The 25,360-nt window shown below is 71.7% G+C and carries 21 protein-coding genes; 3 read left to right on the forward strand and 18 right to left on the reverse strand.

What is annotated here, in order from left to right:
* Window positions 1-2,170, reverse strand: a 2,170-nt coding sequence (gene treY / locus TR46_RS07605; RefSeq protein WP_042395825.1) for a malto-oligosyltrehalose synthase, incomplete at its 3' end; no start/stop codon positions are given.
* A 90-nt stretch (window positions 2,171-2,260) separates the two neighbouring features.
* Window positions 2,261-4,447 carry a glycogen debranching protein GlgX gene (glgX, locus tag TR46_RS07610; protein WP_042395828.1) on the reverse strand — a complete coding sequence of 729 codons (2,187 nt, stop codon included), beginning with the start codon at window positions 4,445-4,447 and terminating at the stop codon, window positions 2,261-2,263.
* A 376-nt stretch (window positions 4,448-4,823) separates the two neighbouring features.
* Between glgX and TR46_RS07615 the strand changes: the two genes are divergently transcribed.
* Both TR46_RS07615 and TR46_RS07620 read left to right on the forward strand, forming a co-directional pair.
* Entirely contained in the window at window positions 4,824-6,059 is a 1,236-nt protein-coding gene (locus TR46_RS07615) for a DUF5919 domain-containing protein (RefSeq protein WP_161790097.1), read from the forward strand.
* An 87-nt stretch (window positions 6,060-6,146) separates the two neighbouring features.
* A complete protein-coding gene (locus tag TR46_RS07620; RefSeq protein WP_042395831.1) occupies window positions 6,147-6,860 on the forward strand; it encodes an exonuclease domain-containing protein in 714 nt (237 codons plus the stop codon).
* An 89-nt stretch (window positions 6,861-6,949) separates the two neighbouring features.
* Here the strand turns inward: TR46_RS07620 and TR46_RS07625 are convergent, their stop codons facing one another.
* The gene (locus TR46_RS07625; protein WP_042395835.1) at window positions 6,950-9,301 is read right to left on the reverse strand and encodes an MMPL family transporter; all 2,352 of its coding nucleotides are present in this window, start codon (window positions 9,299-9,301) and stop codon (window positions 6,950-6,952) included.
* Between the two features lie 436 nt (window positions 9,302-9,737).
* Here TR46_RS07625 and TR46_RS07630 point away from each other — a divergent pair, with 436 nt between their 5' ends.
* Window positions 9,738-11,918: an MMPL family transporter gene (locus TR46_RS07630; RefSeq protein ID WP_042395838.1), complete on the forward strand. Its 2,181-nt coding sequence runs from the start codon at window positions 9,738-9,740 to the stop codon at window positions 11,916-11,918.
* An 88-nt stretch (window positions 11,919-12,006) separates the two neighbouring features.
* On the opposite strand, the gene TR46_RS07635 is transcribed toward TR46_RS07630, so the two are convergent.
* The 15 genes from TR46_RS07635 to TR46_RS07700 all read right to left on the reverse strand — a co-directional run bounded on the left by TR46_RS07635 (window position 12,007) and on the right by TR46_RS07700 (window position 25,336).
* A complete protein-coding gene (locus TR46_RS07635) occupies window positions 12,007-12,516 on the reverse strand; it encodes a MarR family winged helix-turn-helix transcriptional regulator (RefSeq protein WP_052432609.1) in 510 nt (169 codons plus the stop codon).
* Window positions 12,513-13,166, reverse strand: a complete 654-nt coding sequence (locus TR46_RS07640) for a DJ-1/PfpI family protein (protein ID WP_042395841.1) — start codon at window positions 13,164-13,166, stop codon at window positions 12,513-12,515. The genes TR46_RS07635 and TR46_RS07640 overlap by 4 nt, the downstream gene beginning before the upstream one ends.
* 37 nt (window positions 13,167-13,203) lie before the next feature.
* Window positions 13,204-13,806 carry an RNA 2'-phosphotransferase gene (locus tag TR46_RS07645; RefSeq protein ID WP_084718070.1) on the reverse strand — a complete coding sequence of 201 codons (603 nt, stop codon included), beginning with the start codon at window positions 13,804-13,806 and terminating at the stop codon, window positions 13,204-13,206.
* A gap of 76 nt (window positions 13,807-13,882) precedes the next feature.
* Window positions 13,883-14,635 carry a sirohydrochlorin chelatase gene (locus TR46_RS07650; protein ID WP_042395845.1) on the reverse strand — a complete coding sequence of 251 codons (753 nt, stop codon included), beginning with the start codon at window positions 14,633-14,635 and terminating at the stop codon, window positions 13,883-13,885.
* Window positions 14,632-15,609, reverse strand: a complete 978-nt coding sequence (locus TR46_RS07655) for an ABC transporter permease (protein WP_084718072.1) — start codon at window positions 15,607-15,609, stop codon at window positions 14,632-14,634. The genes TR46_RS07650 and TR46_RS07655 overlap by 4 nt, the downstream gene beginning before the upstream one ends.
* A complete protein-coding gene (locus TR46_RS07660) occupies window positions 15,596-16,393 on the reverse strand; it encodes an ABC transporter ATP-binding protein (protein WP_042395850.1) in 798 nt (265 codons plus the stop codon). The genes TR46_RS07655 and TR46_RS07660 overlap by 14 nt, the downstream gene beginning before the upstream one ends.
* 121 nt (window positions 16,394-16,514) lie before the next feature.
* Window positions 16,515-17,639: an aliphatic sulfonate ABC transporter substrate-binding protein gene (locus TR46_RS07665; protein ID WP_042395853.1), complete on the reverse strand. Its 1,125-nt coding sequence runs from the start codon at window positions 17,637-17,639 to the stop codon at window positions 16,515-16,517.
* 199 nt (window positions 17,640-17,838) lie between these two features.
* Window positions 17,839-19,170, reverse strand: a complete 1,332-nt coding sequence (locus TR46_RS07675) for a sulfate adenylyltransferase subunit 1 (protein ID WP_042395859.1) — start codon at window positions 19,168-19,170, stop codon at window positions 17,839-17,841.
* Between the two features lie 2 nt (window positions 19,171-19,172).
* The gene (cysD, locus tag TR46_RS07680; protein ID WP_042395861.1) at window positions 19,173-20,114 is read right to left on the reverse strand and encodes a sulfate adenylyltransferase subunit CysD; all 942 of its coding nucleotides are present in this window, start codon (window positions 20,112-20,114) and stop codon (window positions 19,173-19,175) included.
* Window positions 20,111-20,692, reverse strand: coding sequence for an adenylyl-sulfate kinase (gene cysC, locus TR46_RS07685; RefSeq protein ID WP_042395862.1), 582 nt, complete (start codon window positions 20,690-20,692; stop codon window positions 20,111-20,113). The genes cysD and cysC overlap by 4 nt, the downstream gene beginning before the upstream one ends.
* Window positions 20,693-20,776: 84 nt before the next feature.
* Window positions 20,777-21,499, reverse strand: coding sequence for a phosphoadenylyl-sulfate reductase (locus TR46_RS07690; protein ID WP_042395865.1), 723 nt, complete (start codon window positions 21,497-21,499; stop codon window positions 20,777-20,779).
* Window positions 21,483-21,671, reverse strand: coding sequence for a hypothetical protein (locus TR46_RS44045; RefSeq protein WP_084718074.1), 189 nt, complete (start codon window positions 21,669-21,671; stop codon window positions 21,483-21,485). The genes TR46_RS07690 and TR46_RS44045 overlap by 17 nt, the downstream gene beginning before the upstream one ends.
* Window positions 21,668-23,377: a nitrite/sulfite reductase gene (locus tag TR46_RS07695; RefSeq protein WP_042395866.1), complete on the reverse strand. Its 1,710-nt coding sequence runs from the start codon at window positions 23,375-23,377 to the stop codon at window positions 21,668-21,670. The genes TR46_RS44045 and TR46_RS07695 overlap by 4 nt, the downstream gene beginning before the upstream one ends.
* A gap of 159 nt (window positions 23,378-23,536) precedes the next feature.
* Window positions 23,537-23,620: a putative leader peptide gene (locus TR46_RS45290; protein ID WP_332262522.1), complete on the reverse strand. Its 84-nt coding sequence runs from the start codon at window positions 23,618-23,620 to the stop codon at window positions 23,537-23,539.
* A 78-nt stretch (window positions 23,621-23,698) separates the two neighbouring features.
* Window positions 23,699-25,336, reverse strand: coding sequence for an acyl-CoA dehydrogenase family protein (locus TR46_RS07700; protein ID WP_042395869.1), 1,638 nt, complete (start codon window positions 25,334-25,336; stop codon window positions 23,699-23,701).
* Window positions 25,337-25,360: the final 24 nt, after the last annotated feature.

Here is a 25,360-nt window from a genome sequence, read left to right on the forward strand (position 1 = left end):
GGGTGTAGGCGGTGGCGAAGGATTCCGGGTGGGTGCGGCGGAGGTGCAGGGCTGTGGTGGTGACGTGGAGCTTCTCCTGTGCCGGAGGTGCCTGGTCGCTGTTCGCGCCGTTCCCCGCGCCCCCGGGGGCGAAGGTGACTGGGTGGCGGTTGTCGGGGTCGACCAGGGTGTGCAGGGGGTGTTCGCTGCCCTGGTAGAGGTCGGGGACGCCGGGCATGGTGAGGTGCAGTAGCGCGGCGGCGAGGGTGTTGCTGCGGGCGTAGGGGGCCAGGCGGGTGACGAACGCGGTGATGCGGGCGGCCAGTTCCGGGGTGGCGGGGACGGCGCGGGCGAAGTCCTCGACGGCGCGTTCGTAGTCCCCGTCCGGCGTGGTCCAACTGGTGCGGAGCTTGGCCTCGCGGACCGACTTGAGGGCGGTGGCGGCCAGCCGGTCGGCGTCGATCGGCCAGGCGGCCAGCGCGGTCTGGAACACCAGGTAGGCGGCGTTGGCGTCGCCGTAGGGGGCCGGCAGCAGCTTGGTCCAGGCTGCCAGCTCGGTGCGCCACTCGTCCGGGAGCTCGGCCAGCACGGCCAGGCGGGCGCGGGCGTCGGCGCTCCGCTTGGTGTCGTGGGTGGAGAGCACCGTCATCGCCGCCGGGCGGTCGCGCTGCATCCGGACGCAGTAGGCGTGGAACTCGGAGGGGGTCAGGCCCGGGCCGGCAGGGTCGCCGCCGACCTCGTTGAGGGACAGCAGCGGGTAGCGGCGGTAGAAGGCGGTGTCCTCGACGCCCTTGGCGGCGACCACCGACGCGGTCTGGGCCAGTCGGATCCGGAACTCGTCCTTGACCGGGCTGCGCCCGTGCCGGCCCAGGGCGAGGTCCCTGACCAGGTCGGCGGTGGCGGCGTGGTGCGGGGGCAGCAGGGTGCGGGCGGTGGCGGCCGCACCGGTGAGGCGCTCGATGTCGGCGGGGGAGTCCGGCTCGCCGGGCACCGGGTAGGGCCGGTAGACCGGGTAGGCGGCCAGGGTCCCGGCTATCGCCGCGCGCAGCGCCCAGACGGGGTGGTCGCGCAGTTCGGGGGCGTCGTCGGTGCATATCGCGGTGGCCAGCCGGGTCAGCCGGGCGATCTCGGCGGCCAGCGCGCCGTCGGGGGCCGTCATCTCGGTCCGGCCGCGCCTGGCGGCGGCGGTGGCGCTGTCGACCCGCGCTGCCGGGTCGTGGGCGGTCAGGTGGTCGGAGTAGACGGTGGTGAGGGCCGCTGTGCCCGGCCCGTCGGTGAGCAGGCCGTCGATGCGGCGCAGCGCGTCGTAGCCGGTGGTGCCCGCGCAGGCCCAGTCCGGTCGGAGCTCCTCGTCGGCGGTGAGGATCTTCTCGACCACGACGTAGGCCCCGCCGGTGGCCTCGGCCAGTCGGGCCAGGTAGCCGCGCGGGTCGGCCAGCCCGTCGGGGTGGTCGATGCGGAAGCCCTGGACCACACCCTCGGCGTGCAGTCGCAGCAGCACCTCGTGGGTGGCCCGGAACACCTCGGGGTGCTCCACCCGGACGCCGACCAGGTCGGAGACGGTGAAGAAGCGCCGGTAGTTCAGCTGGGTGCGGGCCATCCGCCACCAGGCCAGCCGGTAGAACTGCTGGTCGAGCAGGTCCGGCAGCGGGAGCTGCTCGGTACCGGGGCGGATCGGGAAGGCGTGGTCGTAGTAGCGCAGCACCGGCTCGCCGTGCCAACTGTCGGTCTTGAGGTGGGCCAGTTCCACCCCGAGCCGGTCGGCCAGCACCGGCAGCAGGATCCGGCCGGACCCGGCCGCCCAGTCGACGTCGAACCAGGCCGCGGCCGGCGACTGCGGGCCGTCGCGGAGCAGCTGCCACCAGACCGGGTTGCGGTGCGCCGGGACCGGGGCCGCCATGTGGTTCGGCACGGCGTCGACGATCAGGCCGAGGCCGTGGGTCCGAGCGGTGGCGGCCAGGGCGCGCAGCCCGTCCTCACCGCCGATCTCCTCGCGGACGCGGGTGTGGTCCACCACGTCGTAGCCGTGGGTGGAGCCGGTGACTGCCTCCAGGACCGGGGACAGGTGCAGATGCGACACCCCGAGACCGGCCAGGTAGGGGACGGCCAGCCCGGCCTCGGCGAAGCCGAAGGCGGGCTGGAGCTGCAGTCGGTAGGTGGCCGTCGGGACGCTCGGCTGTTCGGCGGTCATGCCCCACGCTTACCCCGTCCGGGGCCGTCGCACGACCCGGAGGGCCCACCTGGGCGACGGTGGCCGGTCAAGGACCCTCCGGTGTCCGGTTCAGGCCGGGCGCTGGAGCACCATCATCGACCGGTCCGCCAGGTGCAGGCCGTCCCCGGCGCGCACCTTCTGGCCGGTTCCCGGGGCGATCACCCAGGGCAGCGCGGTGTCGACGACCACCTGCCACTCCCGGCCGTGGTTGATCGGGACGGTGAAGTCGATGCCCTTGTCGCCGGCGTTGAAGAGCAGCAGGAAGGAGTCGTCGGTGATCTTGCCGCCGCGGCGGTCCGGTTCGGAGATGGCGTAGCCGTTGAGGAAGACCGTGAGCGACTTGGCGTAGGAGGCGGACCAGTCCTCGCCGGTCATCTCCTCCCCGCCGGGGGTGAACCAGGCGATGTCGGTGAGGTCGTCGTGGGTGCCGGAGACCGGGCGGCCGTGGAAGAACCGGCGGCGGCGGAAGACCGGGTGGTCCCGGCGCAGCCAGACCATGTGCCGGGTGAACTCCAGCAGCTGGGCGGCTGAGCTCTCGATGTTCGGGGTCTCCTCCGTGTCCGTCTCCTCCTCGGCGGAGGGCGGCATCCGGGTGGGGCCGATGGCGGCCTCGGGCCAGTGCACCCAGGAGATCGCGTTGTCCTGGCAGTAGGCGTTGTTGTTGCCGCCCTGGGTGCGCCCGAACTCGTCGCCGTGGGACAGCATCGGCACGCCCTGGGAGAGCATCAGGGTGGCGATGAAGTTGCGCTGCTGACGGCCTCTCAGCGCCAGCACGCCGGGGTCGTCGGTGTCGCCCTCGGCCCCGCAGTTCCAGGAGCGGTTGAAGCTCTCGCCGTCCCGGTTGTCCTCGTGGTTGGCCTCGTTGTGCTTGCCGTTGTAGGAGACCAGGTCGCGCAGGGTGAAGCCGTCGTGGCAGGTGACGAAGTTGATCGAGGCGATGGGCCGGCGGCCGTCGTCCTGGTAGAGGTCGGAGGAGCCGGTCAGCCGGGAGGCGAACTCGGCCAGCGCCGCGTTCTCGCCGCGCCACAGGTCGCGCACGGTGTCGCGGTACTGGCCGTTCCACTCGGTCCACAGCGGCGGGAAGTTGCCGACCTGGTAGCCGCCCTCGCCGATGTCCCAGGGCTCGGCGATCAGCTTGGCCTGGGAGACGATCGGGTCCTGCTGGACCAGGTCGAAGAACGAGGACAGCCGGTCCACCTCGTGGAACTGCCGGGCCAGGGTCGCCGCGAGGTCGAAGCGGAAGCCGTCGACGTGCATCTCGGTGACCCAGTAGCGCAGCGAGTCCATGATCAGCTGCAGCACGTGCGGATGCCGCATCAGCAGGCTGTTGCCGGTGCCGGTGGTGTCCTCGTAGTAGCGGCGGTCCTCGGCCAGCCGGTAGTACGCGGAGTTGTCCAGGCCGCGGAAGGCCAGGGTGGGGCCCAGGTGGTTGCCCTCGGCGGTGTGGTTGTAGACCACGTCCAGGATGACCTCGATACCGGCCGCGTGCAGGGCCTTCACCATGGACTTGAACTCCTGCACCTGCTGGCCGCGGTCGCCCAGCGAGGAGTACTCGCCCTGCGGGGCGAAGAAGCCGATGGTGTTGTAGCCCCAGTAGTTGGACAGGCCCAGGTCCACCAGGCGGTGGTCGTGGACGAACTGGTGTACGGGCATCAGTTCGATCGCGGTCACGCCCAGCTTGACCAGGTGCTCCACCACGGCCGGATGCGCTATTCCGGCGTAGGTGCCCCGGATCTCCTCGGGGATGCCCGGGTGCAGGAAGGTCAGGCCCTTGACGTGGGCCTCGTAGATGACGGTGCGGTGGTAGTCGGTGCGTGGCGGTCGGTCGTTGCCCCAGTCGAAGAAGGGGTTCACCACCACCGAGGCCATGGTGTGAGGGGCCGAGTCCAGGTCGTTGCGCTGCTCCGGCGATCCGAAGTGGTAGCCGTAGACGGACTCGTCCCAGTCGACCCGGCCGCTCATCGCCTTGGCGTAGGGGTCCAGCAGCAGCTTGGAGCCGTTGCAGCGGTCCCCCTTGCGCGGCTCGTAGGGTCCGTGCACCCGGAAGCCGTAGCGCTGCCCCGGCTGGATGCCGGGCAGGTAGGCGTGCCGGACGAAGGCGTCGGTCTCCCGCAGCTCCACCGAGGTCTCCGAGCCGTCGTCCCCCAGCAGGCACAGCTCGACCCGCTCGGCGACCTCGGAGAACACGGCGAAGTTGGTCCCGGCGCCGTCGTAGGTGGCACCCAGGGGGTACGGATGTCCCGGCCAGACCTGCATCGTCGTCAACAACTCCCACTAGTGCCAGTGCCGACCCCCGCGGAGAAGATCGGCAACCATTACGTCCCCTATGCCCAGGGAGGGGGCCCGTCATGTCCACCCGCATCGTGTCGCAGCCGGTGCCCGGTCATGGCCGATTCCCGGCTACTTCGCCCGAACGGGTGTCCCAGTGGCCGACGGTGACGGTGTGGCAGCACTGCGGAAGCGGGCGGTGCGTCGCGGTCGACCACAGTACTCTTGATCGTCCGGAGTCACCCGGACGGGCTACTGAGGAGCCTCCGGCGCGGTACGTTGTCGGCGACGGTTCGGCGATCGCCCGGCAGCACGGGAGTTGAACCGTGGTTGAACACGGTCGAGAGGAACGGTGAGGTCCGGGATGGTCGTCCCCGACGGGGGTGCCGCAGGAGGCACGGCGCGGGGAGAGGCCCCGACCACGGTCGTCCGAGGCGGCCCCGGCCGGACCGCACCGCACCAGCCGGGCCCGCTGGAGCCCGCGCTGGCCTGGCCCGCGGCGGCCTGGGACGAGGCCAGGACCCGGGTCCGCCGGGCCGGGCGCGCCTATGTCTGGCTCAACCTGGTCGAGCAGCGGCTGCGCTCGGTCGTCGCCGAGGTGCTGCGCCCGGTCTACGAGCCGGTGCACGGCGAGGACTGGGTGATCGCCGCCGCCGGACCGGCCGGCGAGGAGTGGGTCCAGCGCGCGGGCGCGGTCCGCGAGGTCAGCCGGCGCAAGGGCTATCTGCTGGACCCGGACGACGACGCCCTTGTGGTGTTCCTCACGCTGCCGCAGCTGCGCGAGCTGATGGTCCAGCACTGGCCCTGCTTCGAGCCGTTCCTGAGCGACCGTCGGGAGGTCGAGGTCGCCCTGGACGAGCTGGAGGTCGCCCGGCACGTGGTCTCCCGCAACCGGGCGCTGTCCGAGAACGTGCTGGCCCAGGCCGAGCGCGCGGCCGCCAGGCTGCTGCAGCTGCTGGACGGCCGGGTGGACGCGGCCCGGCTGCGCGCCCCGGTGGACGTGGTCGAGGAGCTGGTGGGCGACCGCTACGCGGATGTGATCGGGGTGCACCAGGACCGGGTCAGGCTGCAGCGCGACCTGCCGGTGGAGGACCTGCTGGCCGGGGCCCGCCGACTGGACGCGGTGGGGATCTCGCTCAACCTGCTGTGCCAGAACTTCACCGGGCGGCGGCTGGTCGGGCTGGCCGACAGCGGCTGCCGGGTCCGGCTGCTCTTCCTCAACCCGGCCAGCAGCGCGCTGCGGCGCCGCGAGCGGGAGTTGGGCATCGGGCGCGGCGAGCTGGGCAAGGCCGTGGAGACCAACATCATGCACGTCCGGCGGGTCCGGGCCCGGCTGCGCGACGCCGGCTCCTTCGAGATCCGGGTCTACGACGAGATGCCGCGCTTCACCGCCTACCTGGTCGACGGGGACGGCCCGGACGGCCTCGGCGTCGTCCAGTCATATCTGCGCCGCTCGCGCGGCATAGAGTCGCCGGCGCTGGTGCTGCGCGGCGGGACGCCGGGTCCGATCCTGTCCGGACGTCCCCCCGAGCCGGGCCTGTTCCAGGTCTACCAGGAGGAGTTCGAGGGCACCTGGAGCGACTCCCGCTCGGTCTCCTGAGCCGCCTCCGTCCCCACCCGCCCCTCCCGTCCTGTTGTCAGTGGTGCACGGGATGATGGTGCAGCAAGCGGACGAGAGGACGACACGATGAGCTGGCTGCAGGACACCCTGGTCGGATTCGACCTGGAGACCACCGGGACCGACCCCGCCGAGTCACGGATCGTCACCGCCGCGCTGGTGGAGGCCGAGGGCGGCGTGGTGGTGCGCGAGCGGGACTGGCTGGCGGACCCCGGCGTCGCCATCCCGGACGAGGCCGCGGCGATCCACGGGATCGTCACCGACCGCGCGGTGGCCGAGGGCCGGCCCGCGGCCGACGTCGCCGAGGAGGTCGCGACCGCGCTGTGCGAGTACTGGCGGGCCGGCGTCCCGGTGGTGGTCTTCAACGCCTCGTTCGACCTCAGCCTGCTCGCCGCCGAGCTGCGCCGGCACGGCCTGCCCTCGTTGGAGCAGCGCCTCGGCGGGCGGCCGCCGGGCCCGGTGCTGGACCCGCTGGCCGTGGACCGTGCGGTGGACCGCTTCCGCAAGGGCTCGCGCACCCTGCAGAGCGCCTGCGCGGTGTACGGGGTGGAGCTGGCCGACGCGCACCGGGCCGGCAGCGACGCCCTCGCCGCGGTGCGGGTGGCGCTGGCGCTGGGACGCAAGTACCCGCAGGAGGTCGGCGGCCTGGACCCGGCCGAGCTGCACACCCGTCAGGTCGGCTGGTACGCCACTTGGGCCAAGGGGTTGCAGGAGTGGCTGCGGAAGAAGGACCCGCAGGCGGTGGTGAGCGTGGACTGGCCGACCCGCGCAGCAGTCGGCTGACCCTCTCCCCCCGTGTGGAGAGGGTCAGCCGACTGGGTCATCAGGGACCGTTCACCGGTCCGTACGCGGCCGGGGTCGCCGACGGTTCGTCAGAAACCGTCCCCGGAGCTGTAGGCCGGCTCGGGGGCCGGGGCCGGGGCCGGGGCCGGGGTCGGCGCCGGGACCTCGCGGCGCGGCTCCGCGGTCCCGCCGTCGAGGTCGCCGGCCGTCTCGCCGTGGCCCAGCCGGGGCAGCCAGCCCAGCCAGCGGGGCAGCCACCAGTTGCGCTCGCCCAGCAGGCTCATCACCGAGGGCAGCAGCACCGCGCGGATGACGGTCGCGTCGATCAGGACCGCGACGGCCAGGCCGATGCCCATCTGCTTCATGGACTGCATGTCCAGGGTGCCGAAGACCGCGAACACCGCCACCATGATCGCCGCCGCGCTGCTGACCACTCCGGCCGTGGTGGTGATGCCGTGGGAGACGGCCGCCCGGGTGGACAGGCCCCGGTCGTGCGCCTCCTTGATCCGCGAGACCACGAACACGTGGTAGTCCATGCTCAGCCCGAACAGGATCACGAAGAGGAACAGCGGGACCCAGGTCTCGATCGCGCCGACGCCCGAGGTGCCCAGCAGCGAGGCGCCGACTCCGTGCTGGAAGACCAACGTCAGCGCTCCGTAGGAGGCGGCGACCGACAGCAGGTTGAGCGCCAGCGCGGTCAGCGCCACCGTCACCGAGCGGAAGGAGAGCAGCATCAGCAGGAAGGCGAAGCCCATCACGAAGGCGAACACCGGAAGCAGGCTGCCGGTCATCTGCGAGTTGAAGTCCTCCGACCCGGCCGTCTGACCGGTGACGTCGGCCTGGGCGCCGGCGACCTTGCCGAAGGTCTGCGGGACCAGCGTGCCGCGCAGCGCGGCCAGCGCATCACTGCTGGTCCTGTCGTTGCCGCTGCCGGCCATCGGCACGTCCAGCGTCTCCAGGCCCTTGTCCGGGTGGGCGGTGACGGTGATCGGGTCGTGCAGCAGCCCGGTGGCCACGGCCTCGGACTTGAAGTCGGCCAGCGCGGTGGCCATCGCCGGCGAGTCCAGCCGGTCGGACGTGACCACCACGGTGGCCTGGTTGGGGTTGCCGGGGAAGGCGGCGGCGATCTTCTGCTGGGTGGCCACCAGCGGATTGCCCTTGGGCAGTTGCTGGGCGAAGGTCAGGTTGGCGGTGTGCATGCTGAGCAGCGGTGCGGCCAGGGCCAGCAGGAAGGCGGTGGCGACGGCGGCGGAGACCAGCGGTCGGCGCAGCACCCGTCCGAGCACGGCCCGCCAGAAGGCGCTGCCGGCCTCGGCGCCGGGACCGGTCTTCGAAGGCTGCATCATCCGGCGGCCCAGGAACGGGACCCGGCCCTTCATCACCCGGTCGCCCAGCATCGACAGCAGTGCCGGGAGGACGGTGACCGAGCCGAGCACCGCGGTGATCACGACCAGGATGGTGGCCATGCCCATGGCCTGGAAGTCGGCGATGCCGGTGAGGAACATCCCGGCCATGGCGACCACCACGGTGAGCCCGGAGACCATGACGGCCCGTCCCGAGGTGGCCGCGGCGATCTTCAGCGCGGCCTCGGGGGAGCGGCCCCTGGCCCGCTCCTCACGCTCGCGGCGCAGGTAGAAGAGGCAGTAGTCGACGCCGACGGCCAGTCCGACCAGCAGCATCACCGAGGATGCGTCGTCGCTGGTGTGCAGCAGGTGGCTGGAGAGCGCGACCAGTCCGCCGGCGGCGACGAAGGCGGTGAGCGCGAGCAGCACCGGCAGCACGGCGGCCACCAGGGCGCCGAAGGCGATCAGCAGGATGCCCAGCGCCAGCGGCACGGCGGTCCACTCGGCGCGGCTGAAGTCATGGGTGAAGGCCTCCTTGAACCACTTGTCGGCGCTGGCGTCGCCGAACTCCTGGACCGTCAGCTGTCCGTGCCGGGCCTGGACGCCGGCCACCGCGGACAGCACCGGGGCGACCCGGTCGCCCGCGGTGCCGGGGTCCCCGGCCATGGTGACCACCACCAGCGCCGAGTGCCCGTCCGGGGCCACCGTGCCGTTGGTGTAGGGGGACTTGACAGCCGAGGCCGCGCCGGTCGCCCTGATCGCGGCCATGGTGTCGTCGACGGTGCTGCGGAAGCGCGGATCGGTGGCGGTGAAGCCGCTGCTCTGGATCAGTACGGTCTCGGTGGCCGGGGAGTGCAGTCCGGCCGCGGCGATCATCTGATCGGCCCGGCCGGACTGGCCCAGGCCGTTGTCCTTGTCGGTGGTCTTCAGGCTCCCGGCCATCCCGCCGAGGACGGTGGCCAGGACGACGAACAGCAGCCAGCCGAAGACGGCGGTCTTGCGGTGCCTGGCGCTCCAGCCGCCGATGGAGGCGGCGAGGCCGAGGCGCTCGGGCGCAGCGGCCCCGCGCTTCGGTGACGTACGGGCATGGGATGTCACGGTGGTCCCCCTGGGCCGGATTTCGGACGGTGCGGGCGGGTGCCGAAGCACACCGACGAAGCTACGGAGCAGGGCTCCGAAGGGACATCCGGCCAGCGGGGGATCGGACCCTGGGTCTGGCCCCAGGGTCTCCCGGGGGCTGTCCCCACCCCCTGCCTCCGGTCCCCCTCAGGGTCCGTCTCCGCCCTGAGGGGGAGATGACTCCACCCGGGGGACGAGGAAACGGCCGGTCGCGGCGGGTGAAGATAGTTCCCGGACATCTAAGGGTTCCGTCAGCAGTCCAGGGACCTGGGTTCTGACTTGCCGCGCGGCAAGTCGGTTTCCTATGATGCCCGGACCACACTTACTTGCCGACCGGCTAGCATTACCGGACCGATCGCGCTGCCCGTGCACCTTCGCCGGGGCGGAGTGATCTACGCCTTGGAGGCGCACCCAGATGTTTCATCGGATAGGACGCACCGTCGTGCGTCACCCGGTCTGGACGATCGTGGCGTGGATCGTCGCGGCCGTCGTGATCGCTATGACGGCGCCCACGCTGGCGTCCAACAGTGACGAGAGCAGCTTCCTGCCGAAGAGCTACGAGTCCATCCAGGCGATGACGCTCCAGCAGAAGGCGTTCCCCGCAGCCTTCACCCCGGCCGCCGAAGCTCTGTTCCAGCGCACCGACGGCCAGGCGCTGACCGCGGCCGACAAGGCCACCGTCGCCAAGGTCACCAGTGAGCTGAACAAGGAGACCATCAAGGACGTCCAGGGCGTCTTCGCCGGTCCTTACTCCTCCGACGGCAAGTACGGCCTCAGCCTCGTCAAGATGGACGACAAGAGCAACGGCCAGCCCTCGCAGGCGGACGCGGCCAAGGCGCTCCGCGACGACATGGCGACCCTGACCAAGGGCACCGACATCAGCGCCAAGCTCGGCGGCTCGGCCGCGCAGGTGCTGGACCAGCAGGACGCGTCCAAGCGCGGTCAGTCGCTGATCGGCGTCGGCACCTTCGTGATCATCATCGTGGCGATGATCCTGATCTTCCGTGCGCCACTGATGGCGATCCTGCCGCTGCTGCTCATCGGCATTGTCGCGGTGGCCGCGAACGGTCTGATCGCGGACATCACCAAGCTGCTCGGACTGGAGTCCAACTCCTCGGTGTCCGGCATCCTCATCGTGGTGCTGTTCGGTGTCGGCACGGACTACATCCTGTTCCTGATGTTCCGTTACCGAGAACGGCTGCGGGCGGGTGACGACTCCAAGGAGGCCATGATCACGGCGGTCGGCCGGGTCGGCGAGGCCATCGCCTCCGCCGCCGGCGCGGTCATCATCGCCTTCCTGGCGCTGTCGCTCTCCTCGGTCTCCTTCCTCAAGCAGATGGGCCCGGCGCTGGCCATCTCGGTCGGCGTCACCCTGATCGCGGGCCTCACCCTGGTCCCCGCCGTGTTCTCGCTGATCCCGCCGCGGGCTCTGTTCTGGCCGTCCAAGAAGTGGAAGGTCGAGCCGCACGGCTCGGCGTTCGCCAAGGTCGGCCGCGGCGTGCAGCGCCGTCCCGCCCTGGTCGCCATCGTCTCCGGCCTGCTGATGGTCGCCCTGGCGCTCGTCGCCACCAGCTACAAGGCCAGCTTCGACTTCGCCTCGGGCTCGATGCCCAAGACCAAGGAGTCGATGGTCGTCCAGGACACCGTCACCAAGGCGTTCAGCGCCGGTGCCACCCAGCCCACCCAGGTCTACCTGACCTCCGAGAACGGTTCCCCGCTGGACAGGACCGCGGTGGCCGCCTTCGGCCAGAAGCTCACCACGGTCCCCGGCGTGGGCTCGGTGGCCCCGGCGACCTACAACAAGGACGCCAGCACCGCCAGCATCTCGGTGATCCTCAAGTACGACCCGCAGAGCTCGGCCGCCATGAGTACGGTCGACAGCATCCGCACGACCGCCCATGCCAACGCACCCAACGGTGACAAGGCGCTGGTCGGCGGTATCTCGGCGATCTACAAGGACATCAACAAGGCGATCAACCACGACTACCTGGTGGTCTTCCCGGTCGCCGGCCTCCTGATCATGCTGATCCTGGGCCTGATGCTGCGCAGCGTGGTCGCGCCCTGGTACCTGATGGCCTCGGTCGGCCTCGGCTTCGCGGCCACCCTGGGCGCCACCGTGCTGATCTTCCAGCACATCCAGAACCAGTCGGGGCTGATGTTCATGCTCCCGGTGTTCATGTACCTGTTCGTGGTCGCCATCGGCACGGACTACAACATCCTGATGATCTCCCGGCTCCGCGAGGAGGCCCGTGAGGGCCGCGAGCCCAGGGAGGCGGCATCGCAGGCGCTGCGCCACGCCGGCCCCACCGTGGCGGCCGCCGGCGCGATCCTGGCCGGCACCTTCGCCAGCATGATGCTCGCCGGGAACACCCTGTTCGCGGAGATGGGCTTCTCGATCAGCTTCGGCATCGTGATCGCGGCCTTCGTCATGGCGATGTTCTTCACCCCGTCGCTGACCGCGCTGATCGGGCACGCCGCCTGGTGGCCCGGCCGCGCCGACCGGCAGACCCAGGCCAAGGGCGAGAGCCGCGTGGTCGCGGGCAACGTCCCGGCGGTGGGCAAGCGGGACGACCTGGACTCCTCCTCGCGGAGGTAGTGCAGCAGTAGCAGAACAGCAGCACACAGCAGGACAGCGGGCGAGGGCCGTCGTACTCCGGTACGGCGGCCCTCGCCCGCTGCGTCCGTCAATCGGTGGCCGGCTGCTCGGAGTCCAGAATCTCCGTCATCGCCCCGGACAGGGCGTCCAGTGCGGCCACGGCCTCGGCCAGTCGCTGCCCGCCGAGCCGCTCGACCAGCTTGCGGGCGAGCTCCGCATGGGCGGGACCGATCGCGTGGACCGCGGCCCGGCCCTGTTCGGTGGCCTGGACCAGCTTGGCCCGCCGATGCGCCGGATTGGGCAGGTACTCGGCCAGTCCCTGCTCCACCAAGAGGTCCGCCAGCCGCTGCACGCTCTGCCGGGTGATCCCCATGCTGCGGGCGATTCCGGCCACGGTCAGCGGCTCGACCAGGACGGCGCCCAGCACCTGCCAGCGGGCCGCGGTGAGTCCGATCGGGCGGGACAACTGCTCGGCGGCCTCCAGGAACAGGCCGTTGGCCCGGAAGGAGCCCAGTGCGGCGGCGGACAGCAGCGCCCCGGGGGTGGGTGCCGGCGCGGACGCCGCGGTGGGCGCGAGGGTGGGCGCGGTCTCCGTCATGCGGTGGAGACCAGGCTCATCAGCTCGCCGAAGGCGGCCGCCTCGGAACGGCTGAACAGCCGGAACCAGGCGTCCAGCACGGCCGGCTGCCAGATGCCCAGCTCGGCGATGGCCTCGCGGGCGAAGGCCACCGAATCCGTCGGTCCGGCGGTGATCAGCCCGCGGTCGCGGACCGCGTCGGCGTCCCGGTAGCGGGCGCCGCCCCGGTAGCCGCTCATCGCCAGGTACTCGGCGGCGGCCCCGGTGTGGTCGCGGTCGTCCAGCAGTCCGGCGGCCGCGAAGCCGAAGACGGCCCCGCAGATCGCCGCCACCGGCGCACCGGCGTCCAGGAACTCGCGTGCCTTGAGCGGGAACCCGGTGTGGCCGCCGGCCTCCCAGCCACCACCGCCGGGGACGATCAGCATGGCGCTGTCGGCGGGGGAGAGCTCGTCCAGCGCCAGGTCGGGCACGACGGTCACTCCGCCCATGGTGCGCACCGGCTCCCGGTCGACGCCGACGGTGCGGACGTCATGGGTGGCGCCGCCGATCTGGAAGGTCCCGCTACGGATCTGCGCCACCGCCAGCCCGGCCTCCCAGTCGGCGAGTCCGTCGTAGACGGCGAGGTGGACGATCGGTGCGACTGCTCGTGTGTGCTCCGCTTGATTCGCCATGACAGCATTCTGTCACTTCGACAGCATGCTGTCGATATCACGGGCGGATGCACTGCCCCAGATACTCCGGCGGCACGGCGTCGGTGAGCCAGACGCCGTTGGCGCTGACCCGGAAGCGGTGGCCGTCGGCGGACATCCGGGCGGCGTCGACGGTGAGCACGACCGGGCGGCCCCGGCGGGTGCCGACCCGGGTGGCCGTCCCGGCGTCGGGCGAGAGGTGCACGGCGTGCCGGTTCATCGGGCGCAGGCCTTCGGCCCGGATGGCGTCCAGCGCCTGCGGATGGGTGCCGTGGAAGAGCAGCGCCGGGGGCTCGGCGGCCTCGTAGCCCAGCTCGACCGGGACCGAGTGGCCCTGGCTGGCCCGGATCCGGGTGCCGGTCGGGTCGAACGCGAAGCGCTGCTTGTCGTTCCGCTCGACGACGAGGTCGAGCTGGGCCCGGGTTAGCGGGCGGCCGCAGGCCGCGAGCGCGGCCAGCAGGTCGCTGACCCCGACCCAGCCGGCCGGGTCGAGGGTGAGGCCGACCCGGCCCGGGTCGTGACGGAGGATCAGGGAGAGGAATCTGGAGGCTCGTACCTCAAAAGGCTGGAGCGCCAACCGCTGTGCGCGGTCGGGGTCGTCGATGGATGCGGATTCGGACATACCGCGATGGTAGGGCGGGTGCTATGTCCAAGTCGCCTGGATTTCAACCCGGTTGATCGGGCCTCAACCCGGTTGGTCAGGCCGACGCGGCCAGCGGCAGGCGGCCCCCGTCGCGCAGCGCCTCGTCGTGGCGGCGCAGCAGCAGGCGGGCCAGCTCCGGGGTCGCGCCCAGCGGTGCGGCGACGATGTCCACGCCGGCCGTGGCTGCCTGGGCCGCGATGCGGTCCGGCAGCAGCCCCGGCGCCAGCAGGTACGGGGCCACCGCCACCCGCTCCAGCCCGCGGGCGCGCAGCGCGGCGACGGCGTCGGCGACCCGGGGCGGTGCGGCGGAGGCGTGGGCCACCTCGACGCCGCCCCAGCCGCGCAGCCGCTGCCAGGCGGCGGCCACCTCCAGGGTCACCGCATTGGCGGCCGGGTCGGAGGAGCCGGCCGAGGCGAGCACGATCCCGGTACCGGCCGAGGGCCGTACCCCCGCCTCGGCCAGCCGCCGGTCCAGCGCCTCCAGCAGCAGCGGGGAGGGGCCCAGCACCGCTCCCTGACGGACGGTCACCGAACCCCGCCGGGAGGCGGCCGCCTCCGCCAGTACCGCCGGGATGTCACTGCGGGCGTGGAAGGCGTGGTTCAGCAGCAGCGGGAGCGCCACGACCTCGCCCCGCAGCCGGGACAGCAGCTGCGGGATCCGCGGCGCGCAGTGGTCCAGGTAGCCGGTCTCCACCGGCAGGGATGGCCGCTGCGCCCGCACCAGCGCCGCCAGGTCGGTGACCGTGGCGGCGTGGCGCGGGTCGCGGCTGCCGTGCGCGACCAGGAGCAGCGTGCCGCCCCCGGTCATCGACGGGCCACCAGCAGGCCGCGGGAGCGGAGCACCCGGCGCTCCAGCGGGGCGAAGATCAGCAGTTCGATACCGATGCCGACCAGCAGGATCAGCAGGATGGTGGAGAGCACCCCGGGCATGTCCTGGACCTCGCGGGCGTTCTCCAGCGACTGCCCGAGGCCCAGCCCCAGCGCGGGCGAGCTGGCGATCAGCTCGGCGGCCATCAGCGAGCGCCAGGCGAAGGCCCAGCCCTGCTTCAGTCCGGCCAGGTAGCCGGGCAGCGCGGCCGGCAGCAGCACGAACCAGACGCCGCGCAGCCCGGTGGCGCCCAGGGTGCGCCCCGCCCGCAGGTACAGCGGCTGGATCTGGTCCACGCCGGCCACCAGGCCGTTGGCGATGGAGGGGACGGCGCCGAGCAGCACCACGGCGTAGATCGTGGCGTTGCTGAGCCCGAACCAGATGACGGCCGCAGGGACCCAGGCCACCGAGGGGATGGACTGCAGGCCGGACAGGATCGGCCCGATCGCCGCCCGCACCGGCTTGACCTTGGCGACCAGCAGGCCCAGCGGCGTGCCCAGGACGACCGAGGCCAGGAAGCCGAGGGCGCCGCGGGACAGCGAGGTCCAGATGGTGCCGAGGATGGTGCCCTCGAGCCACTGGTTGTAGAGGCTGTTCCAGACGTCGAGCGGGCTCGGCAGCAGGTCGGGCCGCTTGATGTGGGCCGCGTAGGCGAGCTGCCAGAGCAGCAGCACCAGGGCTATCGCGACCAGCGGCGGGACGACCTTGCTGACCAGGATGGTGCGCAGGGGGGTCCGTTCGACGGCCTGGGTCTCCAGGGCGTCCAGTCCCGCACCCAGTGCCGCGGCGTCGTCGGCGGCGCCGCTCGCGGTGGCGGCCGCGGCGTCGGCGCTCTTCACGTCGGTGCTCTTCACGTCGGCGGTGGGCTCGGCGGCTTCAGTCGCCACCTCGGTCAGCTGCTCAGTGCTGGACATGGCGGCGGATCTCCCCTCGGAGCTGGTCGGTGATCTCGATGGAGAGGTCCGCGACCGCGGCGTCCTCGATGCGGCGCGGCTGCGGCAGGTCGATCCGCCATTCGCGGGCGATCCGGCCCGGGCGGGAGGACAGCAGGACCACCCGTTGGGCCAGTCGCACCGCCTCGCGCACATTGTGGGTGACGAAGACGACGGAGATGTTCGTCTCCGCCCAGATCCTCGTCAGCTCCTCGTGCAGCACGTCGCGGGTGATCGCGTCGAGCGCGGCGAAGGGCTCGTCCATCAGCAGCACCTTGGCGTCCTGGGCGAGCGCGCGGGCCAGCGCCACGCGCTGGCGCATGCCGCCGGAGAGCTCGTGCACCCGCTTGCGGTGGGCGCCGCCGAGGCGGACCAGGGCGAGCAGCCGCTCGGCCTCGGCGCGCCGCTCGGCCCGCGGCAGGCCGCGCAGCCGCAGCGCCAGCTCGATGTTCTGACCGGCCGTCAGCCAGGGGAACAGCGCGTGCTCCTGGAACATCAGCGCGGCGCGGCCGCCGGGGACCTCGATGCTGCCGCTGCTGGGCCTGTCGAGACCGGCCACCAGGTTGAGCAGGGTGGACTTGCCACAGCCGGAAGCGCCCAGGAGGCAGACGAACTCGCCGGGCGCGACGCTGAGGCTGATGTCGTCCAGCACGGGGTGTTCGGCGCCGGTACGGCCGAACGACTTGCTGACGTGGTCGAGCGTCACGGCGGGCGGTTCCGTGGCGAGGACGGGGCTGGGCAGCTGGTCGGTGACTACCGAAGCCATTCGGTCACCTCCTGGAACGGTGCGGAAGGGGGAGCGGGAAGAGCAGGACGGGAACGGGGGGCGGGGGCCGGAGCCCGTCCCGCAGGCATCGACATGGATGCGGGACGGGCCCCGGAGCTTGTCACTGCGTGCCGAGCCCGGCGGCGGAGACGGTCGGCCGACCCGCTGCCTTCAGGACCTTGTTGAGCAGCGTCAGGTCGTAGATGCCGGACAGGTCGGGCTTGGCCAGCAGGCCGGCCGTGACCGCGTGGTCGGCCTCGGTCTGCAGCGAGGCGGCGAGCGGGTCGTCGGTGACGGCCAGCTCGGCCCAGGCGGCGTCGAGGACCGAGGTGGGCAGCTCCTTCTTGGTGAGGGTCTTCAGCGCGGCGTTGGCGTCGGTCCTGGCCGCGGCCGGGTTGGCCGTGATCCAGGCGTTGGTGTCGACCGAGGCCTTCAGTACGGCCTCGACGACGTCGGGGTGCGCCTTGAGGAAGGTCTGCGAGACGATCACGTTGGTGGACACGAACTTGCCGCCCGGCCACAGGCTCTTCTCGTCGACCAGCACCTTGGCTCCCTCCGCCACCAGCTTGGAGGCGGTGGGCTCGGGCACCCAGGCGCCGTCGACGGCGCCGGACTCGTAGGCCGTCGGGGTGAGCGAGTTGTCGGTGCGGATCACCGACACGTCGCCCTTGCCGGACTTGGCGTCGACCTTGAAGCCCTTGGTGGACAGGAAGTTGAGCAGCGCCACGTCCTGGGTGTTGGCCAGCTGCGGGGTGGCGATCTTCTTGCCCTTGAGGTCCGCGACGCTCTTGATCTTCGCCGGGTCGACCACCAGTTCGGCGCCGCCGGTGGTGGCGCCGGAGATGATCTTCAGGGCGGAGCCGGCGGACTTCACATAGCCGTTGATGGCCGGGGAGGGGCCGATCCAGGCGATGTCGACGGCGCCGGAGTTCAGCGCCTCGATCTCGGACGGTCCGGCGTTGAAGATCTGGGTCTTGACGTCGGTCGCGCCCAGGTCCTTCTGGAACTGGCCGTTCTGGATCCCGATCAGCGGCGTCGCATGGGTCAGGTTGGCGAAGTAGCCGATCCGGACGGTGTCGGCGGAGAGCTTGGCCCCGGTCGCCGAGCCGGAGGCCTGGGTGGCGGCAGCGGCCGAGGTGTCCGCCTTGGACCCGTAGCCGCAGGCGCTGAGCAGTCCGACGAGGGCCAGGCCGGTGCCGGCCGTGATGAACGAGCGTCTGTTGCGGATCCGGGAGAGCGCAGACATGGAGGGGGTCCCTAACGATGGTTGGCAGGAAGCGGACGGGTTGTGACGAGTCGTCAACAGCCGGTGGCGCGACACTGGGCGATGCCGCCCTGGCCCGCACCGAGCGCGCCGCTGCCGACGCGCCCGCCTTCCTTCGCCATGCGGGAGAAAGCCTCGCCGCCCATCGTGTGCATCCCTTCGTCGGTCGTCTTCGGAACTGCTAGAACGCCTCGCCGGCCATGCCGGCCGTCAGGGTGGTTCCGTCGGCCGGGTCGATCAGCAGGAACGAGCCGGTGTGGCGGTTCACCGCGTAGGGGTCCAGGGCCAGCGGCTCGGAGGTGCGCAGCACCACCTGGCCGATGTCGTTGACCTGGAGGCTCTCCGGCTGGGGGATCCGGTCCAGGGTGTCGATGTCGATCCGGTAGGGCAGTTCCTTGACGATCGCCCGGACCGTGCGGGTGGTGTGCTTGAGCAGCACCCGGTCGCCGACCCGCAGCGGGCGCTCGTGCAGGTGCGACACGGTCGCCAGTACGTCCTGGGTGGACTCGGGGGCCGCCCCGGCGGCGATCAGGTCGCCTCGGGAGACGTCGATGTCGTCGGTCAGACGCACCGTCACCGACTGCGGCGCCCAGGCGATGTCGGTCTGCTTGCCCAGCACGTCGATCCCGGCCACGGAGGTGGTCAGCCCGGACGGCAGCACCGTCACCGGGTCGCCGGCCCGTAGCACGCCGGAGGCCAGCTGGCCGGCGTAGCCGCGGTAGTCCAGGTGCTCGGCGCTCTGCGGGCGGATCACGAACTGGACCGGGAAGCGGGCCGGCTCGTCCGAGGGGTCGGAGCCGACCGGCACCGTCTCCAGGTGCTCCAGCAGGGTGGGGCCGCCGTACCAGTCCATGTGCGCGGAGGGCTCGACCACGTTGTCCCCGGCCAGCGCCGAGATCGGGATCGCGGTACTCCAGTTTTCTGGGGCGAGTCCTCCGGACCGCCCGGCGGGGACGCCGAGCGAGGCCGCGTAGGCGTTGAACTCCTCGGCGATGGCCGCGAACACCGGCTCGGCGTAGTCGACCAGGTCCATCTTGTTGACGGCCAGGACGACATGCGGGACGCGCAGCAGCGCGGCGACGGCCGCGTGCCTGCGGGTCTGCTGCACCACGCCGTTGCGGGCGTCGACCAGTACCACGGCGAGTTCGGCGGTGGAGGCGCCGGTGACCATGTTGCGGGTGTACTGAACGTGGCCGGGGGTGTCCGCCAGGATGAAGCGGCGGCGGGCGGTGGCGAAGTAGCGGTAGGCCACGTCGATGGTGATGCCCTGCTCGCGCTCGGCCCGCAGGCCGTCGGTGAGCAGCGCCAGGTCGGGGGCCTCCTGGCCGCGCTGCTGGGAGGCGGTGGTGACCGCCTCCAGCTGGTCGGTCAGGATCGACTTGGAGTCGTGAAGCAGCCGGCCGACCAGCGTCGACTTGCCGTCGTCGACGGAGCCCGCGGTGGCGAAGCGCAGCAGCGCGGTCGCCGACCCGGTCTCCAACGCGGGGGTGGTGTGGTGCAGTTCGGTGCTCATGCTTAGAAGTACCCCTCGCGCTTGCGGTCTTCCATGGCGGCCTCGGACACCTTGTCGTCGGCCCGGGTGGCCCCGCGTTCGGTCAGTCGGCTGGCGGCCACCTCGGTGACGACGTCGGCGACGGTGGTCGCGTCGGAGTCCACCGCGCCGGTGCAGGACATGTCGCCGACGGTGCGGTAGCGCACCTGGCGCCGCTCGACCGTCTCGCCCTCCTTGGGGCCGCCCCACTCGCCCGCGGTCAGCCACATCCCGCTGCGCTTGAAGACGTCGCGCTCATGGGCGTAGTAGATGGCGGGGAGCTCGATCTTCTCGCGCTCGATGTACTGCCAGACGTCCAGCTCGGTCCAGTTGGACAGCGGGAACACCCGGACGTGCTCGCCGGGGGAGTGCCGGCCGTTGTAGAGCGACCACAGCTCGGGGCGCTGGCGGCGCGGGTCCCAGGCGCCGAACTCGTCGCGCAGCGAGAAGACCCGCTCCTTGGCGCGGGCCTTCTCCTCGTCCCGGCGGCCGCCGCCGAAGACCGCGTCGAAGCGGTTGGACTCGATGCCGTCCAGCAGCGGCACGGTCTGCAGCGGGTTGCGCAGCCCGTCCGGGCGCTCCCGGAGCCGACCGGAGTCGATGAAGTCCTGGACCTTGGCGACGTGCAGCCGCAGGCCGTGCTCGGCCACGGTGCGGTCGCGGTACTCCAGCACCTCGGGGAAGTTGTGGCCGGTGTCCACGTGCAGCAGCGAGAACGGGATCTGGGCCGGCCAGAAGGCCTTGAGTGCCAGGTGCAGCATGACGATGGAGTCCTTGCCGCCCGAGAAGAGGATCACCGGGCGCTCGAACTCGCCGGCCACCTCACGGAAGATGTGGACGGCCTCGGCCTCCAGGGCGTCCAGGTGCGAGAGCGCGTAGGGGTTCTCGTACGCCTCGGCGGTCAGGATGTCGGTCGCGGTGGTCACGCCAGTCCCCTCTCGGTGAGCAGTGCGTGCAGGGCGGCGGCCGAGTCGGCCACCGGCTGGGTGTGCGCCTGGATGCGCAGGTCGGGTGCGGTGGGGGCCTCGTAGGGGTCGTCCACCCCGGTGAGGCCGGAGATCTCGCCCGCCGCCTGCTTGGCGTACAGGCCCTTGACGTCGCGCTCCGAGCAGACCTCGACCGGTGTGGCGACGTGCACCTCCAGGTACGGCGTCCCCTGCCCGGCGTGGCGGGCGGCGACGGCGGCGCGGGAGGCGGCGTAGGGGGCGATCACCGGTGCGAGCACCTTGACGCCGTTGGAGGCCAGCAGTTCGGCCACGAAGCCGATCCGCTGGATGTTGGTGTCCCGGTCCGCAGGGCTGAAGCCGAGCCCGGCGGAGAGGAAGGTACGGATCTCGTCCCCGTCCAGGATCTCCACCCGGTGGCCCTCGGCGCGCAACCGCTCCGCGAGCGCCAGCGCGATGGTGGTCTTCCCGGCGCTGGGCAGGCCGGTCAGCCACACGGTGGCGCCGGCTGCGGCCACGGCGGCCGCCGGGGCGGTCGCTGCGTCGACGGTGGTGGTCATCGGTCTCTGCTCCAAGGTGGGTCGGGTGGGGCTGTCAAGGGCGCATGGGGTAAGAGTGCTGGATGAGTCTGAGAGCTTCCTGACCTACAGGTGAATGCCGCACTCGGTCTTGCCTGCTCCGGCCCAGCGGCCGGAACGGGCGTCCTCACCTGCGAGGATCCGCCGGGTGCAGGACTCGGGGGAGCAGCCGATGGACGCGTAGCCGTCACTGAGCAGCAGGTTCAGCAGAATCCCGTGCTCGGCGACGTAGGCGTCCACGTCCGCCTGGGTCCAGCGGGCGATCGGGGCGATCTTCACCTTCTGCCGCTTGGCGTCGTAGCTGACGATCGGGGTGTTCGCCCGGGTCGGCGACTCGTCCCGGCGCAGCCCGGTCGCCCAGGCGTCGTAGCCGGCCAGGCTGCGGTTGAGCGGCTCGACCTTGCGCAGGGCGCAGCAGAGGTCGGGGTCGCGGTCGTGCAGCCGCGGCCCGTACTCGGCGTCCTGTTCGGCCACGGTCTGGCGGGGCGTCAGGGTGATCACGTTGACCGGGTAGACCTCCGCGACGGCGTCGCGGGTGCCCAGGGTCTCGGCGAAGTGGTAGCCGGTGTCCAGGAAGATCACATCCACGCCGGGGAGCGCGGTGGACGCCAGGTGCGCGACGACCGCGTCCTCCATCGAGGAGGTGACGGCGAAGCGCTTGCCGAAGGTCTCGGCGGCCCAGCGCATGATCTCCTGCGCGGAGGCGTTCTCCAGCTCCCGGTTCGCCTGTTCGGCGAGGTCCCGGAGCTCCTCGGGAGTTCTGGTCGGTATGTCAGTCCTTGTTGCCATCTGACGGTCCCCCAGATGTGGATGAATGCGAAGAAAGCAGGCCTAGGAACTTCAGGGAGAACGCCCGACGACAACTCGCGCATTCCCAACCCCCGTGCCCCCCTTCCTCACTGGGGCGCAGGTCCTCGTCCCCGCAGTACGGGCAGTAGAACGGTGCGGCTCGCTCGGTCACTTGAGGGCCCCTTCGTCGGCACGGAGCGCCCATTCGGCGAAGCGCTCGTCCTCGGTGCGCTCTGCCTCGAAGCGGCGCAGGACGCGCTCGATGTAGTCGGGGAGTTCGTCCGCGGTGACCTTGAGGCCGCGCAGCTTGCGCCCGAAGCCGGCCTGGAAGCCGAGGCTGCCGCCGAGGTGCACCTGGAACCCCTCGACCTGCTCGCCGTCGGCGTTCAGCATCAGCTGGCCCTTGAGGCCGAAGTCGCCGGTCTGGATCCGGGCGCAGGCGTTCGGGCAGCCGTTGATGTTGATGCTGATCGGCTGGTCGAAGTCGGGGAGGCGCTTCTCCAGGTCGGCGATGAGGTCGTGGCCGCGGCCCTTGGTCTCGACGATGGCCAGCTTGCAGAACTCGATGCCGGTGCAGGCGATGGTGCCGCGCCGGAACGAGGACGGGCGGACCTGGAAGTCCAGCGCGTCCAGCGCCGCCACCAGCGAGTCGACCTGGTCCGGTGCGACGTCCAGGATGATCATCTTCTGCTCGACCGTGGTGCTCAGCCGGTCCGAACCGTGTGCGGCGGCGACATCGGCGATCTTCGCCAGGGTCGCGCCGTCGATGCGGCCGACCTTGGGGGCGAAGCCGACATAGAAGTTGCCGTCCTGCTGCGGGTGCACGCCCACGTGGTCGCGCCAGCGGGTGCTGGGCTCGGCCGGCGCCGGGCCGTCCAGCAGCGGGCGCTTGAGGTACTCGTCCTCCAGCACCTGCCGGAACTTTTCCGGTCCCCAGTCGGCCATCAGGAACTTCAGCCGGGCGCGGGTGCGCAGCCGGCGGTAGCCGTAGTCGCGGAAGATGCCGACCACGCCGGCCCAGACGTCGGGGACCTGCTCCAGCGGGACCCAGGCGCCCAGGCGCTCGGCCAGCCGGGGGTTGGTGGACAGGCCGCCGCCGACCCAGAGGTCGAAGCCGGGGCCGTGCTCCGGGTGGACCACGCCGACGAAGGCGACGTCGTTGATCTCGTGCACCACGTCCTGGACCGGCGATCCGGAGATCGCGGTCTTGAACTTGCGCGGCAGGTTGGAGAACTCCTTGTCACCGATGTAGCGCTGGTGGATCTCGTCCACCGCCCAGCTGCCGTCGATGATCTCGTCCGCGGCGATGCCGGCCACCGGCGAACCGATGATCACGCGCGGGCAGTCGCCGCAGGCCTCGGTGGTGGACAGGCCGACGGCCTCCAGCTTCTGCCAGATCGCCGGGACGTCCTCGATCCGGATCCAGTGCAGCTGGATGTTCTGCCGGTCGGTGATGTCGGCGGTGCCGCGGGCGTAGGTCTCGGAGACCTCGCCGATGGCGCGCAGCTGGGCGGTGGTCAGCCGGCCGCCGTCGATGCGGACCCGCATCATGAAGTACTCGTCGTCCAGCTCGTGCGGTTCCAGGATGGCGGTCTTGCCGCCGTCGATGCCGGCCCGGCGCTGGGTGTAGAGGCCCCACCACCGCATCCGGCCGCGCAGGTCGGCCGGGTCGATGCTGTCGAAGCCGCGGTGGGCGTAGATCGTCTCAATGCGTGTCCGCACATTGAGACCGTCGTCGTCCTTCTTGAACTGCTCATTGCCGTTCAGCGGAGTGAAGTGACCCATGCCCCACTGACCCTCACCGCGGTGGCGGGTCACCTTGCGGTTGGCCGCCGGGCGGCGCTCGGCGGCGTCGTCGTGGCTGGGGGTCGAAGCCATGGTGCAGTCCTTCGGCAGAGTGGCGGGGCCTGGGGTTCGGTACCGGCTCCCGGTCTGCACAGCGGCATTGACCTGCACAGTCGTGCTCGGCTTGTGCGGTCGTGCGAGCGGTGGCCTGACCGGGCCGACAGGCGGCGGGTTGAGAGCGGCAGTAGGGGCTCAGGTCACCGGACAGATGGCGCTGGACATGCGGCCGAGGTCGACGTGAAGTCGACCGACCAAGGCAGTTCCGGCACCAGACATGGCAGAAGCGTCGCACGCCGATCTTTCTGGCGTCCACCACCGTCCAGAATATGAACATTTGTGTCTCAGGTGGTGGGATCAGCGCAGGCTCGGCCGGGTCCGGTCCACGATGGCCGCCAGATCGGCGCCGACCGGCAGCGTACCGAAGGTCGAACCCCGGTCCCCGCCCAGGCGGGAGCGGCAGAAGGCGTCGGCGACTGCCGCCGGGGCGTGCCTGAGCAGCAGCGAGGCCTGCAGCAGCAGCGCCAGCCGCTCCACCACCCGGCGCGCCCTGGCCTCCAGCCCGGCCGGGTCGGCGAGCTCGTCCAGCAGTTCCTTCACGGCGGCGTCGAAGTGCCGGTCGGCGCCCTCGGCGAGCCGCAGCTCGGCCAGGAAGGCGTCCACCGCCTGCTGCTCCCGGGTCAGCACCCGCAGCACGTCCAGGGCGTTGACATTGCCCGAGCCCTCCCAGACCGAGTTCAGCGGCGACTCGCGGAACAGCCGGGGCATCCCCGACTCCTCGACGTAGCCGTTGCCGCCCAGGCACTCCAGCGCCTCCGCGGCGACCACCGGGCAGCGCTTGGTGATCCAGTATTTGGACACCGCGACCGCCAGTCGGCGGAACTCGCGCTCCTGCGGGGTGTTCCTGTCGAAGGCCGAGGCCAGCCGTAGCGCGGTCGCGGTGGCCGCCTCGGACTCCAGCGCCAGGTCGGCCAGGACGTTGCGCATCAGCGGCTTGTCGATCAGCGGGCCGCCGAAGGCGCTGCGGTGCGCGGCGTGGTGCGCGGCCTGCGCCAGCGCCTGCCGCATCAGCGAGGTGGAGCCGAGCACGCAGTCCATCCGGGTGGCCGAGACCATCTCGATGATGGTGGCCACCCCGCGCCCCTCCGGACCCAGCCGCTGCGCCCAGGTGGTGCCGTCGAACTCGACCTCGGAGGAGGCGTTGGAGCGGTTGCCCAGCTTGTCCTTGAGCCGCTGGATCCGGAAGGTGTTGCGGGTGCCGTCCGCCAGCACCCGGGGCAGCACGAAGCAGGTCAGCCCGCCGGGGGCCTGCGCCAGCACCAGGAAGACGTCCGACATCGGCGCGGAGCAGAACCACTTGTGCCCGGTCAGCAGGTACTCCCCGTCGGCCGCCAGCGGCACGGCACGGGTGGTGTTGGCGCGGACGTCCGAGCCGCCCTGCTTCTCGGTCATCCCCATGCCGGCGATCAGCCCGCGCTTGTGCTGCGGCGCCCGCAGCCCGAAGTCGTAGCTGCGGGAGGTCAGCAGCGGCACCCACTGCTCGGCCAGCGCCGGGTCGGTGCGCAGCGCCGGGACGGCGGCGTGCGTCATCGAGACCGGGCAGCCGTGCCCGTACTCGGCCTGCGACCAGACCATGAACCCGGCGGCCCGGCGCAGATGCCCGTCCGGACGGGTCCAGGCGTCACCGGTCAGTCCGGCCGAGACGGCGCGCTCCATCAGCGAGTGCCAGGCCGGGTGGAACTCCACCTCGTCGATCCGGTTGCCGTAGCGGTCGTGGGTGCGCAGCACCGGCTCATGCGTGTTGGCCAGCTCGCCCCAGTGCTGCGCCTCGGCCGACCCCGCCGCCCGCCCCAGCTCCCCGAGCTCGCCGTCGATCTCCGGCAGCCGCTCGGGCGCGGCGTACCGGGCCACGCCCTCGCGCAGCGCGGCGTCGGCCGCGTAGACGTCGTAGCCGGCGAGCGGCGGGGCCTGGTTGGTGACGTCGTGGGTGGTCATGTCCGTCACGTTAGCCCTCGTCCC

Origin of the sequence: Streptacidiphilus carbonis, assembly GCF_000787775.1 — a bacterium.
Taxonomy (GTDB): domain Bacteria; phylum Actinomycetota; class Actinomycetes; order Streptomycetales; family Streptomycetaceae; genus Streptacidiphilus; species Streptacidiphilus carbonis.